At 57.7% G+C, this 12,736-nt stretch carries 13 protein-coding genes and 2 pseudogenes; 5 read left to right on the top strand and 10 right to left on the bottom strand.

Going from position 1 to position 12,736, the window contains the following annotated elements; genetic code table 11:
• The coding region (locus tag U4E84_RS14560; RefSeq protein ID WP_322532838.1) for a universal stress protein at nucleotides 1-560 on the top strand (560 nt) is incomplete at its 5' end.
• Between the two features lie 596 nt (nucleotides 561-1,156).
• Here U4E84_RS14560 and U4E84_RS14555 read toward each other — a convergent pair.
• Both U4E84_RS14555 and U4E84_RS14550 read right to left on the bottom strand, forming a co-directional pair.
• Nucleotides 1,157-1,648: a DUF4188 domain-containing protein gene (locus U4E84_RS14555; RefSeq protein ID WP_322532837.1), complete on the bottom strand. Its 492-nt coding sequence runs from the start codon at nucleotides 1,646-1,648 to the stop codon at nucleotides 1,157-1,159.
• A gap of 3 nt (nucleotides 1,649-1,651) precedes the next feature.
• Complete coding sequence (locus U4E84_RS14550; RefSeq protein WP_322532836.1) at nucleotides 1,652-3,229, bottom strand: AMP-binding protein; 1,578 nt, start codon at nucleotides 3,227-3,229, stop codon at nucleotides 1,652-1,654.
• A 111-nt stretch (nucleotides 3,230-3,340) separates the two neighbouring features.
• Between U4E84_RS14550 and U4E84_RS14545 the strand changes: the two genes are divergently transcribed.
• A complete protein-coding gene (locus U4E84_RS14545) occupies nucleotides 3,341-4,141 on the top strand; it encodes a hypothetical protein (RefSeq protein ID WP_322532835.1) in 801 nt (266 codons plus the stop codon).
• Between the two features lie 333 nt (nucleotides 4,142-4,474).
• Here U4E84_RS14545 and U4E84_RS19000 read toward each other — a convergent pair whose 3' ends face one another.
• The 4 genes and pseudogenes from U4E84_RS19000 to U4E84_RS14530 all read right to left on the bottom strand — a co-directional run bounded on the left by U4E84_RS19000 (nucleotide 4,475) and on the right by U4E84_RS14530 (nucleotide 6,956).
• Nucleotides 4,475-4,882, bottom strand: a complete 408-nt coding sequence (locus U4E84_RS19000) for a nitroreductase/quinone reductase family protein (protein ID WP_345785517.1) — start codon at nucleotides 4,880-4,882, stop codon at nucleotides 4,475-4,477.
• Nucleotides 4,883-5,044: 162 nt separating this feature from the next.
• Nucleotides 5,045-5,893: pseudogene (locus tag U4E84_RS18995) on the bottom strand (SDR family oxidoreductase); the annotation flags it as partial.
• Nucleotides 5,890-6,303 (bottom strand): DUF6069 family protein, encoded by a 414-nt coding sequence (locus U4E84_RS14535; RefSeq protein WP_322532832.1) that lies wholly within the window; start codon nucleotides 6,301-6,303, stop codon nucleotides 5,890-5,892. The pseudogene U4E84_RS18995 and the gene U4E84_RS14535, both read right to left, overlap by 4 nt.
• Complete coding sequence (locus U4E84_RS14530; RefSeq protein ID WP_322532831.1) at nucleotides 6,300-6,956, bottom strand: NAD(P)H-binding protein; 657 nt, start codon at nucleotides 6,954-6,956, stop codon at nucleotides 6,300-6,302. The genes U4E84_RS14535 and U4E84_RS14530 overlap by 4 nt, the downstream gene beginning before the upstream one ends.
• Nucleotides 6,957-7,073: 117 nt before the next feature.
• Here U4E84_RS14530 and U4E84_RS14525 point away from each other — a divergent pair, with 117 nt between their 5' ends.
• The 3 genes from U4E84_RS14525 (at nucleotide 7,074) to U4E84_RS14515 (ending at nucleotide 9,494) form a co-directional block, all read left to right on the top strand.
• Nucleotides 7,074-7,481 carry a helix-turn-helix domain-containing protein gene (locus U4E84_RS14525; RefSeq protein WP_322532830.1) on the top strand — a complete coding sequence of 136 codons (408 nt, stop codon included), beginning with the start codon at nucleotides 7,074-7,076 and terminating at the stop codon, nucleotides 7,479-7,481.
• A gap of 70 nt (nucleotides 7,482-7,551) precedes the next feature.
• Complete coding sequence (locus U4E84_RS14520; RefSeq protein ID WP_322532829.1) at nucleotides 7,552-8,607, top strand: ATP-binding cassette domain-containing protein; 1,056 nt, start codon at nucleotides 7,552-7,554, stop codon at nucleotides 8,605-8,607.
• Complete coding sequence (locus U4E84_RS14515) at nucleotides 8,604-9,494, top strand: ABC transporter permease (protein WP_322532828.1); 891 nt, start codon at nucleotides 8,604-8,606, stop codon at nucleotides 9,492-9,494. The genes U4E84_RS14520 and U4E84_RS14515 overlap by 4 nt, the downstream gene beginning before the upstream one ends.
• Nucleotides 9,495-9,542: 48 nt before the next feature.
• Here U4E84_RS14515 and U4E84_RS14510 read toward each other — a convergent pair whose 3' ends face one another.
• From U4E84_RS14510 to U4E84_RS14490, 4 genes and pseudogenes are all read right to left on the bottom strand, one after another.
• Complete coding sequence (locus U4E84_RS14510) at nucleotides 9,543-9,959, bottom strand: PIN domain-containing protein (protein WP_322532827.1); 417 nt, start codon at nucleotides 9,957-9,959, stop codon at nucleotides 9,543-9,545.
• Between the two features lie 9 nt (nucleotides 9,960-9,968).
• Nucleotides 9,969-10,199, bottom strand: a complete 231-nt coding sequence (locus tag U4E84_RS14505; RefSeq protein WP_322532826.1) for a hypothetical protein — start codon at nucleotides 10,197-10,199, stop codon at nucleotides 9,969-9,971.
• A 667-nt stretch (nucleotides 10,200-10,866) separates the two neighbouring features.
• Nucleotides 10,867-11,476, bottom strand: a pseudogene (locus tag U4E84_RS18990) (heavy metal translocating P-type ATPase); the annotation flags it as partial.
• 308 nt (nucleotides 11,477-11,784) lie between these two features.
• Nucleotides 11,785-12,736, bottom strand: a 952-nt coding sequence (locus U4E84_RS14490) for an AI-2E family transporter (RefSeq protein ID WP_322532823.1), incomplete at its 5' end; no start/stop codon positions are given.

The following is a 12,736-nucleotide window of genomic DNA, read 5'->3' as shown; positions in this document are numbered from 1 at the left end:
GGTGTTCACGAGAATTCGCGTACAGCCACACTGGTGGCAAGGGAGAAAATCAATCGCCGATTGACACGAAATCTGTATTTTCTGTCAGAAAGCGACTGCTGAATATTGAGGTTCTATGCAACACAAGTGTTTTATCCAATATTCCTTTTGTGTTGAGTATGGTTGACGTGCTCGTTCCAGTAGACGGATCGGCGAGTTCGGACAACGCCCTCGAATACGCGTTCGACCTTTTTCCGGACGCTAGAGTTCACATTGTCCACGTCACTTCGTTTCCCACTGAGCCAACAGCGACCGCGGTTGAGCGCGCCCAAGACCAAGCAGAGGAGATCATCAAAGAGGCAAAGTTGATCGCTGACAATCACGACCAGCCCATCAAAACAGAAACCATCCATGGGAACGCCGCTAAAGCAATCATCCGGTATGCCGAGCAAAACGATATCGATCACATCGTCATGGGAAGTAAAGGCCGTTCCGGAGTTCAACGTGTTCTTCTCGGTAGCGTCGCAGAGACCGTCGTCCGCCGCTCACCAACGCCGGTTACTATCGCCCGGAAAGGCTAGTGGATAAAGTCCCATCCAAAACCTACACAGGTATCCTCTACTAGTCATCGTGCTCACGCACTTCGATCAATAACAGTGGCGGTGAACTGCCGAGTACCCGGTGCAAGATAGGCGCTGTGTATGTAGCACGGTTCTACAAATACATACGTGTTCTGTCAAATAGGCCGATTCTCAAACCCTAAATTCAGTCGTCTCACGCCTCAAAGGTCGATTCGTTCGACCGTCGAACGAGAGCCTGCAGCGCCCATATTTTCGAAGGATGTAACCGCCCGACAGCGGCGGGATAGACTTCCGATCGAACGCAGCGCCGGTGCGTTCGTTCGATGGCCGATGACGCGAGTGGTGTCCATGGGAGTTCGCGTGCAGCCAAACTGGTGGCTATTCAGAAAATCAATCGTTGATTGATCCTGGTGAATTGTAGTTAGAAAAATCGGGCGTCAAACGGTTCTGTCTGTAAGCAACGAATTAGTCGAGAGATCGAGTCTACTTACCGGATGTAGTGACAGAAGTCACCCTGCAGGTCTGTACGATTTAATTCTTTACTGTGTCTCGAAACGATTCCGCCCGGAACCACTCGAAAGATTATTTTTGTTATCTCACACGTCGTTTTTGCCAGTCTGTTCGAGTCGTCCGGTAGCAGTCTTACGGAGTCCAGTCGCAGGATGTAGTGTTCCAGCCTTTCCCAGTCCGGTGACTGGCATGTTGTGATAGATGGTCTCGTATTCATCCCCGTGCACTAGATAGGTCTCATGCCAGATTCCGACCGCGTCGCTCTCTTCTATAATCTGGTTCGTCCATTTCATTGCCGGAGCGTGACGGGAATCCGAATCGAGTGCGTACTCACGGAGTTTCTCGAACGATTGCCAGTACTGGACGAACTCGTGTTTACGAATCCCGAGGTTAGAATCATATGCCAACAACCCGCTATCCGGGTCGGATTCCAGTTCGTCAAGCATCTTCGGCATCCCCCGGAAGATGGGGAACCACTTGCGGACTTTCCAGAGTCTGTGCACTCGCATTCCGATGCGGAAGACGACGAAATCACCCTCCAGTTCGGCAGCAACCCGCCCGTCGTTGATCTCGGTCATGAATTACGACGTGATCTCCTTATTGATTTTGAACTTCTGAACTTTTCCCGTCGCCGACCGCGGGAGCTGGTCCACAAACTCGACTGCTTTGGGACGCTGGAAGTCGGCGAGGTCATCCCGCTCTCGACACCAATTCAATAGCTCTGCTTCCGTCAGTGACGAGTCCGACTCTCTCATGACGGATGCAACAACCCGTTCTCCCCACTTCTCGTCGGGTACACCGACTACCGCAACGTCCACGATCGCAGGATGATTTCGGAGGATGCGTTCGACGTTGACATCGGAGACGTTGATGCCGCCGGAGATGATCATATTCGTCTTCCGTCCCTCGGGTTGGAAGCGTCCGTCATCGTCGAGATGGCCGAGGTCACCCGTGTAATACCAGCCGTCCTGGAATGCCTCGTCAGTCGCCTCCACTCGATTGAAGTACCGATCCATGCCGTACGGCGTGTTCACGACGAGTTCTCCTGTCTCCCCCGACTCACAGCGGTCGTCGGGACCGCCTGCTTCCCCGTTCTCGTCCAGTTTGACAACGCGTGTTTCGACATTGATTGCGGCGGTTCCCGGTGAGGCAGCCGCATCGAGGTCGTCTGTGACGTCCCGAGTCAGGTACCAAGCAATCTCAGTCGCACCCATGTGATTCCCAACGTAGTCCGGATCGAACACCTCTGTGACGCGATGAGCGAGATCTGCGGACAGTGACGATCCAAACGAGACGAGTATCTCCAGTGTGCCGGTATCGAATCGAGATGGATCTGCGCTCATCATCGCCTGCAACATCGCCGGCACGGCCAGTAGATAGGTAATCGATTCCTGCTCGATCCTCTCCAGCGTGCGAACGGGATGGAAGTCGGGAAGAGTAATTACCGTCCCGCCGAAGAACACGGGAGTCGTTCCGCCGCCGATACCCCCGGCAGCGTGAGGCTGTGGGGCGATCAAAAGCGCCCGTTCGTCGTCCTGTCGAAACTCGGCTTTGACGTGAAGGAGTGTTTCGACCAATCGGTGGTTCGTGTAGAGACACCCTTTCGGTGCGCCGGTCGTCCCCGAGGTGTACACGAGGTACACGGGATCAGACGGGCCTAACGCGGGGGACGGGGGCGTCGCTCCCCTGCGTTGGCCGACGGCGTCGTCGTAGTCGTCGGCCCACGACGGCGGCTCGTCACCGACGTACAGGAACGCCTCGACCGTGTCGAGGTCGTCCCGTATCCCGGCGATGACTTCGCGGTTCGCCTCGTCGAAGATCACGACCCGAGTCTCGGAGTCGGTCAGGATGTGAGTGATCGCGTCGGGTGACTGTCGGTAGTTCACCGTGTTGGCCACCGCGCCCAGCGCACTCGGGGCGACGATGGCGCTGGTCTGTTCGACGCCGTTCTTCAGAACGGTCGCGTACGTATCTTCTCGGCCGACGCCGCGTTCGCGCAGCGCTCCGACGAGTCCACACACCTGCTCGTGCAGTTCCCGGTATGTAAACCGCTCGTCGCGGCGAGTATCGACTACTGCCTCCTTGTCGGGTGTACTGAGGGCAGTTCGTCGGAACAACTCCCAAGGTGTGTTCGCGGTCGTTGTCGTATCTCGACTCATGAAGGTATTACAGGCGGGAGACGCTATGAGTGCATTCCTCGGGAGGTTCCCACGGTGTGGGAGACGTTCGACGCGCGGGTGATTTAATACTCCAAACGCGGATACTGCGGTATGGTTTCACCGATCGACGACGTCGCTTTCCTAGCGCGATCGGAAACTCGGCTGGGGATTCTGCGCGCCCTCGAAGAGCGGCCGCGCGAACGCCGCGAGTTGGGGACAACGACCGAGACCCCTCGATCGACGCTCGGGCGCACGCTCGGAGAACTCGAAGAACGGGGCTGGATCGAATGCAACGGACGAGTCTACGAGATAACGACGGCCGGCTCCCTCGTCGTCGAACGGTTCGTTCCACTCCTCGATACCGTCACTGTGCTCCAGGAACTCGGCGACGCGGTCGAACTCCTCCCGCTCGACGTGACGGGCTTGGACGTCGAGGACCTCGCGGACGCACAGTTCGTCACGCCGGTGGGGATGAATCCGACCAAGCCCTTCGATTACGGCATCGATCGGCTCTCCGAAGCCACTCGGTTCCGGTGTGTCGCCCGAACCGCTCCGCCGGGGTACGTCGAGGCTATCCACGACGGAGCCGTGACGGGGCGTTTCACCGCGGAGTGTGTTCTCGCCGAGACGTATCTCGACAACCTCGGGGATGACCCCAAGTCGAACGAACGCTGGCGCGATATCGCCGAAACCGACTCTCTGGTACGAGGCTATGAAGAACCGTTTTCGTTCGTTCTGCTGGTTCTTGACGAGACCGTCCACCTTTGGCTGTGTGACGAGAAGGGGGAAAGCCAGGGGCTGTTGGAAAGTACGAACCCAGCAATCGTCTCGTGGGCCAACGCCACTGTGGACAGGTATCTCGAACGATCTCGCGCTGTCGAATGGGACGAGATTACCGACCGACCCTCCTGACTCGAAGAAACCATCTCAAGGACGTTATCGAATGCACTGTTTTCAACTGCCCGACTTCGGCCGCCTCAAGTCATAAAGGTCGATTCGTTCGACAGTCGAACGAGAGCCTGCAGCGCCCATATTTTTAAGGATATAATCGCCCGACAGCGGCAGGGCGAATCCCGATCGAACGCAGCGCCGGTGCGTTCGTTCGGTGGGTGGTGAGTCGAGTGGTGTCCACAGGAGTTCGCGTAGAGCTAAACTCGTCGGTAGAGAAAAATCAATCGCCGATTGACGTAACAATCTCACACCCTGTCACGATTACTATATTGGATACAGAGCGTGAGTGTATGATTAGCTGTCTGAACAAATACCCGGGATCGGTTCGCACTTACCGTACTGGGGTTTGTCATCAGTTAACTCGATATCAATTACGACTGTCCCCTCCACACCAGATTCCAGTTCGTCAAGAGTCGGCTTCCGATCACCGTGAATCTGTATACCCAGCCGTCGGGCCGCATCAGTCCCCTGACGATCTATGAACTCCTTGATGTACTGCGCAACGTCTTCGGGGTCTGGATACGGTGTGGCGAGACCTTCTCTGTGCTGGCCCCGAACCCGCATGGACACCGGCTGACCACCCCTCAGATTCCGCCACCACGGGCTCTGCGTGGTGACAATGAGGTGACCGTCTCTCACCCAGTATCCGACCGGCGTGGTGTATTCCTCGCCGGTTTTCGACCCGGTGAACGTCAACAGCATGATCGAGTCACTCACGAGTGAGTGCAGCGGCGACCGCAACAGACGCGACACCACCGGGTTGATGATCTCGTAGGCGCTGTCCGGGACCGGTGGTCCGCGTGTTTCGACGTATCCGTTTTCAGCATCGTTCCCGGTCAGCGACTCATTTGGCTGGGAGTCGCCGCGAAAGTCGTCTGCGTGGTCTTCGACGAACGCTCGCATCTCCCGTGGGCGTCGGCCAAGGAGGTTCCGGCTGTCGTCGGTCACACGGGCAGCTAATCCGAGGCGTACAGTGGTGTAGATGCCACATATAAGTGCGATGAATCCCAGTGGCTTCCCCCGACGGCGCATCCGTCGTGTGAACGCCAGCAGGGACGGATTCGGATAACTGATTGGCCGATCTAGAACGTCGCTGAAGATGGTAGCGACCTCTCCATAGTCCAGCGCTTCAGGCCCCGTGAGATCGTAGGCTCGATTCGCGTGTCCGGACTCGGTCAACACGATTGCGGCTGTTTCGCCGATGTCCCGCGCGTCCACGAAACTTGTCTTCCCATCCCCGGCTGGCACGAAAATCTCGCCGTGTTCGACGATATCCTGGCGATGGACTTCGAGGAGGTTCTGCATGAAAAACGACGCCCGCAGCAACGTGTACTCCATATCTGTCGCCGTGATTCGGTTCTCGATCCAGTGGTGAGGGATGAGGACGTTCTTCTCTGCACCGAGTGTCGAAAGATAGACGACACGGGCGACACCCACACGGTCTGCAGCCTCGACGAACGATCCAATGTCTGATTTGTCTACGACCGGCGGTCGAACGAGAAAGATGCCATCGACGTCTGTCAGTGCACGACCCCACGTTTCTGGCTTGGTGAAGTCGAACTCAACCACGTCCCCAGCATCCGCGACCTCCGTCGAGACCGTTTCGGGGTCACGAACCCCGATCTTGATGGTGACGTCGCGGTCCGAAAGTGCGGCGACGACATTCTGACCGACGGTTCCAGTTGCGCCGGTAACGAGTATCGACTCTGTCACTGTCCGGTCCTCCAGGAGACGAGCACCCAGACCGACACCACTGCGACGACCACGTGCATCGCCATGAGGACGACGACGGCAAGCGGGGTCGCAGCTGGGTCGATTGCGAGCAACGCAACGTCGGGGACAAACGAGAGGAGTAACACCCCAGCGGCCACCCGCACGAACGTCCGATCAGCATCATTGACGTACCGACCGAGAAGCCAGTAGACGACTGTTGCCCCTCCCGCGCCGAGCGCCGACAGGAACGCAACGGGCGGGATGGTCAACGCCTGGAATTCGGGAGCGATGCCGAGAGCGTCCACGCCAAGCACCAGTCCCACGTTAGCGAGCACGGCGAGCACGACGGCAAGCCCGCCACGCACCGGGACGGACGGTGACCGGGTCATAGTGTGTTCGGCGGTCGTCATGCGTCTGCGACCTTCGGCATCTCGTGGACGTACAGGTCGTCTTCGAGGCAGTCGAGGATGAACTCGGCCACGTTCGCCCTCGCCGCGGTGTCACGCATTCCAAGTGAGAGGTCCGGCCCGTGCCGGAGCTCGCCTGTATGTGCGTCTTCGGTGAGCCGTGGTCCGCGGACGACCGTCCATCGAGTTTCGCTGTCTTGCACGAGTTCGACCTGATCGCGGGCGTCTTCGAGCACTGACCGCGCGAGCAGTTTCAACAGTGCACCCATCATCCGTCCGCCGAGACTCACCGATTCGCCGTCCTCGCGGACGCCCGCACCGACCAATGTTACGAACCGCTCGACGCCGTGTTGGTTCATCGCCGCGAGGATGTGTCGGCCGGCTTCTGTCAGCAAGTCGTCCGGGCCCTCGGAACTCTGCGCGAGGACGCTGACGACGGCATCCACGGGGTCGCCGTCGCCAGCAATCGCGCGTTCGACGCCCTCATTGGTGTATGCGTCACCTTCGACGATACTCACTCGGTCGTCGTTCCGAAGTGCGGATGAGAGGCCGGTCGCGTCCCGGACGAAGGCAACCACTTTATGTCCGCGTTCGACTGCCTGTTCGACGAGTGGTTGACCGGTTCGCCCGGTCGCACCGAATACGGCGATTCGCATACGCGAAATAGCAACTCGGAGAGTATATACTTGCAACTTCGAAGTTTCGAAGTATTGGCCCCAGAATCGACCAATAACCAAAGATACAAATTAACAAGTAAAGTTATTCAAACACTCATGACTGAACCGAGCGATCCGCCCGACGTACCTGATATGAGCGCAGGATTGTCCCGTGAGGAAGCGATTGCGCTTCGTGAATCATTCGACGCCAAGGAGCAGGAACGCATCAGTGAGACGGTGGCAGAACTCCTCGATCTCCTCGGGAAGACCCACACGATGGCTGTTCTGAGTGCGTTCGCGTTCGCCGAGGGACCGCTCCGGTTCAGCGACCTCGAAACCGAACTCGACGTCGCGCCGAACACGCTCTCGACGCGATTACAGGAGTTGACAGAAGCAGGGTTGCTCGACCGCGAAGCCTACGACGAAGTCCCGCCTCGCGTGGAATACACACCGACAGAGAAGGCGGAATCACTGTTCCCCGTGTTCGCCCACCTTCACCACTGGGCGATCGAGTACGAACTCTAACTTCGACTTCTGTAGCAACACCCAGACTTCGAAGTTGAAAGTACATTACTTCATATCCAGTAGTAAAGGTATGTCATCACAGGAATCAGCGGGAGCCGACCTATTTCAAGACGACTGGTCCGGCAGCGAGGAGAAACCCGCCGACATTGGACCGCCGACCGCAATCGATGTCGATGGCCTCGAACTCGTCTACTCCGACGGGACTGCTGCCGTCCAAGGAATAGATATGGCCGTCCCTAAAGGAGAGTTCTTCGGGTTTCTGGGGCCGAATGGAGCTGGCAAAACGACGACGATAAAAGTGTTCGCGACGCTGTTGTCCCCGACCGGCGGGGAGGTTCGAGTCAACGGCTTCGACGTGCGCTCGGAAGCCCGCCAGATCAGAGAGTCGATCGGGTACATGGCCCAAGAGACGAGCATCGACCCCGAACTCACCGCCGAGGAGAACATCCGATTCGCCTGCGAGGCTTACGGAGTACCGCGAGAGGATCGATCCGAGCGCGTCACCGAATTACTCGACCTCGTTGACCTCGCCGATGTCGCAGACAAGCGCGCCGAGGAGTTCTCGGGCGGCATGAAGAAGCGACTGGACGCCGCGACTGCGCTGGTCCACCGCCCGCCACTGGTCTTCCTGGACGAACCGACGACCGGACTGGACCCGAAGGCCCGCAACCGCCTGTGGGACTACTTCCGTCGCATCAACGATCTCGGAACGACTATCTTCCTGACCACACAGTATCTCGAAGAGGCCGACCAACTCTGTGACCGCCTCGCCGTTATCCTCGACGGAGAAATAGTGGCAGAGGGGAGTCCCGCGGACCTAAAACGCGAAGCCGGCGGCGAGATCCTCGACGTGGACGTGGAGGGCGGTCCGGCGGCTCGGGAACGGGCCGCCACGATCACACGAGAGTTCGATGCGTTCGCGGACGCATCTGTCACCGAAACGGACGAGGGCATCAGCGTCACCGCGGAGACAGCTCGGCAGCACGGGACCGACCTACTCGTTGCCCTCCGGAACGCTGAGTTGACGGTGACCGGGTTCAACATCCGTGCACCGACGCTCGACGACGTCTTCCTGGCCATTATCGGTGAGGAACTCGATACCGATGAGATGGAGGCCGGACGATGAGTACGCCAGAGGCAGATGAGCAACCGACAGCACCCTCGACACGCCCGGACGCACGTTCCGGGAATACGTTCACTGGAGACGTATGGGTGAACTTCAAACGGTGGAATCTCAAGGCCGTCCGGAACCCGTTCGTGTTGGTCGTGTCGCTCGTGCAGCCGATCATCTTCCTCGTGTTGTTCACGGAGGTGTTCGGGAACGTGGCTGGTGGCGCTGTCAACCAGGGACTCCCGAGAATCAGTTACGAGACGTATCTGGTACCCGCGATTGCGATTCAGGTCGCCCTCGCAGCGGCGATCACGTCGGGCGTGGGCCTGGTAAACGACATCGAGAACGGGATGTTCGAGAAGGTGCTCGTTACGCCGATGAACCGCACGGCTGTCTTTGTTGGCAAGACGGCCGCGGAGGTGTTCCGGATCGCCGTGCAGATTGCGATCATTCTCGGGCTCGGCGTCCTCCTCGGTGCGGAAATCGTCACCGGCGTCGTTGGCGTCGTCGGCATCGTTGCGGTCGGGGTTCTCTTCTCGCTGTGGTTCGTTGCATTCTCCAATGCCCTGGCGATTCTCACACGAGATCAGGAATCGACCATCATCGGTGCGAACCTGTTGCAGTTCCCGCTGTTGTTCCTGTCGAGTGCGTTCCTTCCGCTCGCGGCACTCCCCGACTGGATTCAGACGTTCGCCCGTCTCAACCCGGTCACGTACGGCGTCGATGCTGCACGTTCGCTTATGATCGACCAAGACGTGATGACAGTCATCGACATTTCGTGGTTCGGCGGGACGCTCGACGGCGTCGTTCCCGGTGTGGCTGTCTTGATTGGACTCGACTTCCTGTTGGGTGGTATCGCGGTCTACCTCCTTTCCCGGGCCTCCAGTTCGGATGTCAAGTAACCGTCTGGAGAGGGACGGATTCGCAGGTTATGGTGCATCCCGTCCGGGTCAGGTCGTATCGAACGAGGTGATTACGTTGCTCGTTGAGTAGGTTTCGACCAGATTCTGCTCGTCGAAGTCGGAATCATCGCTCCAGATGGCCGCATCGCAGGCGATCGCACACGCCAGATAGAGCACATCGTCGGGGTCGGTCTCACCGATTGCTTCGTCTGCTCTTTCGATAGCGGGGTAAAAGTCGTCCGCAGGAACGACTTCGATGTACTGGAACAGGAGGTCGATGAACTGTGTCACCCGGTTCGGCGCCATCCCCGACTTCTCCACTATTAAGTCCTCGTAATTCTCGATTTCGTCGTAGACGAACGCCGGCGTCAGAAGGTCCGGTTCGAGTGTGACGATGAGTTCCCGTGTTTTCGAGTCAGCGATGAGTGCGGAGATGACGACGTTGGCGTCGATAACCAGCTGCATTCGTCGTTTCTACGCCGACTCCTCGTCAACGCGCTTGCGTCCACTCTCGTTTATTCTGTCGGCAATCTCCTGCACATCACTCTCAGTGAGTTCGCTCCCGCTTGTGAGTTCGTCCATCACTTCGAGTGCCTCGATTTTCTCTTGGATGGCCTGTCGTGTGACCTCACTCCAGTTAATCTCCGGGTGCTTCTCCATTCGCTCTTTGAGGTCGTCGTCCACGTTGACCGTGATACTGGGCATACAGGAAGATATGGATACACAGATTACTGTGTTTTTCGGTGTATCTCAGATCTCCCGAAATCTCCGGCCTCACGCCTCAAAGGACGATTCGTTCGATAGTCGAACCGGAGCCTGCAGCGCCCATCGATACATTCCTCGATTGGAATTGACGGGACGGCAGTGAGGTCCTTATAAATTACCTCAGCAGCTTTATGCTTGAGTTCAACCCGCGACGGGACGCACCCTCTTCCGTCAGGCGTTCAACAAGAGTCAATGCAAGCCTGAGGGTTAACTTTTGTTACCACTATACTGAGGTAGCGCGTGCTGGATAACTTGTGTCGGACTCTGTTGGTCTACAGATCCTGCGTGACCGCTACCAGTGCCGTCACTGGCACCCTCGCAGTTCGCCAAGGGGTTTGGGTCCTCTCAGGCCTCACCACTCTGCTGGCGGATCCAAGCTATCTTCGTCCCACCAGAAATTGATCGCGGCCTTGTCCGGACGACTCTCTTCACTTGGAGATTTGATCGGACCCCTATTATGAACGTCTTCGTTGACGGTCTCGTCTGTACCCCAGTGTCCCTTAACCGTCTCTTGACAGTTCATTTTGCCACGATATAGTTGAGGGTTTTTAGTAATCACGGGGCGCTGACTCCAGCATGAGAGCCGGTAGCCCAAGTGCGTTCGCAGAAGCTCGACAAGGGACTTGATCGCTCGGCGCGAGCGACCGATTGCGTAGTGTTGAAGGGTATTTGAGAGTGAGAACAGGAAGAGGAGCATCGCACCCTCGAATGGGGCCCCAATCGAGAGGGCACCGATTGCGGCGACGATCATGAGAAGGTCGATGTCGACTCTCTGATCACGGAGCGTCTCGACCGCGCCTTTGAGTCCATACCAGCCGCCGAAGATGTACGCGACGCCGTAGCCGGCCCACCCGAGTAGGGGCGGACCGTCAAGCCAGCCGGTAGCAAGGCCGATCACCATTCCGAGCAGCGTCAGCCTAACAAACACCGCCTCCCGTCGGAGTTCCGAGCGGGTGCTCTCGTCGTCCGCGTCAGGGTTCGTCTCGGATCGAGACCGACCGGTCACGAACCGCGTCTCGAAGCGCGTCTTCGGACGTGACGCTCCCGTCGTAGGTAATTCGAGCGGTCCCAGTTCGGAAGGAGATATCAACGTCGTGGACGCCGGATATACTCTGAAGGTGTCGCTCCAGCGCTCGCGCTCCCGCTTCGCCCCGACCACCTCGTCGTTCAATCTGGACAGTATACGTAGATACAGAGCGAGGTTCAGTAACGGCCACGTTCTCCATACCTAGGCTGTGATTTGCGTTTACTCTTTTGTAACACCTGCGAGTGCCGATCTACTCTCGTACACGTTCGTGATGACGGGGAGACCGTTGTCGGGCTCGTCACCGCGACCGATGCACTCGAAGCGGTGATGGGTGAGATCGAGGATTCACTTGATATCAAACGCCAGAGTCGATTTGCCGCCACATGAGCCCACTTTTCGGGGTTTGGTTACTCGTACATGGATTCAGACAGCGACCTGGAACGCTGAAACGAGAGACAGTCCTACATATTAATTTATAGACAGACTGTGTTATCGTGATCAATTCATGTACTCATCCTCAATCCGAGCGTAGTCATCCGAGAGGACACGAAGTGAGGCTTTGAGTGCACCGAGAACGACGGGACCGAAGAACAGCCCCATAACTCCGAACACGTACGCGCCGCCGAGGATGCCGAGAAGGATGACGGCAGGATTGAGCTTCGCGTATCTATCGACGGCGAACGGACGGAGGTAATCGTCAGTCAGTCCCACTACGACGACACTATAGATGAACAACCCGGCGGCGAAGCCCGGTTCGTTCGTCAGGTACAGGTAGACGACGGCCCCTCCCCATACCGGAATGGTTCCTACGAGCGGCACCATAGCCAACACGACCATGACGGCCGTCCAGAACACCGGATTTGGAACGCCAGTTACGAAGAACCCCACGCCAGCGACGATTCCCTGGACGATGCCAACAGCTACGTGGCCGAAGATGACGCCCCACATCACGTCGTCTATCTCGCTGTAGAGATCCCGCCGCTGCTCCGCCGGGAGCGGAATGGTTTCGTTGAGCCAACCGAGTAACTCGTTCCCGTCCTTGAGGAGGTAATACACGAGAAAGAGTGCCAGCGCGATCCCGAGCAGGTGGAAGGTGATCGTTCCGAACACTTCAGTAGAGCGTTCAATTACGATAGCCCCGATCTCCCGTCCTGCTTCGACGATTTCTTCAGTCAGGTTGACCTCCCGTCCAAGCAACTCCTCGATGCGGGATTCTACTCTCTCGATTTGTGCCGGATTCCTGTTCAGATCCTGTAGGATTCGTTCGGCGGCATCTACGACAGTTATGAATACTATTACGAACGGAGCGATCAATCCAACGACAGACAGCACCAAGAGGGCGAAGGCGACCACCGAGGGCGATGTGTCCGCTTGGAAGCGGACCTGTAGTGGATAGAGTACATAGGCGATGAGGACCGCACCGAGAATGTATTGAAGAAACGGTTGGAGG

This window comes from Halorubrum sp. AD140, assembly GCF_034497445.1.
GTDB lineage: Archaea > Halobacteriota > Halobacteria > Halobacteriales > Haloferacaceae > Halorubrum.
Note: the sequence above shows the minus strand (reverse complement) of the source record. Positions and strands in the feature narration are given on the sequence as shown.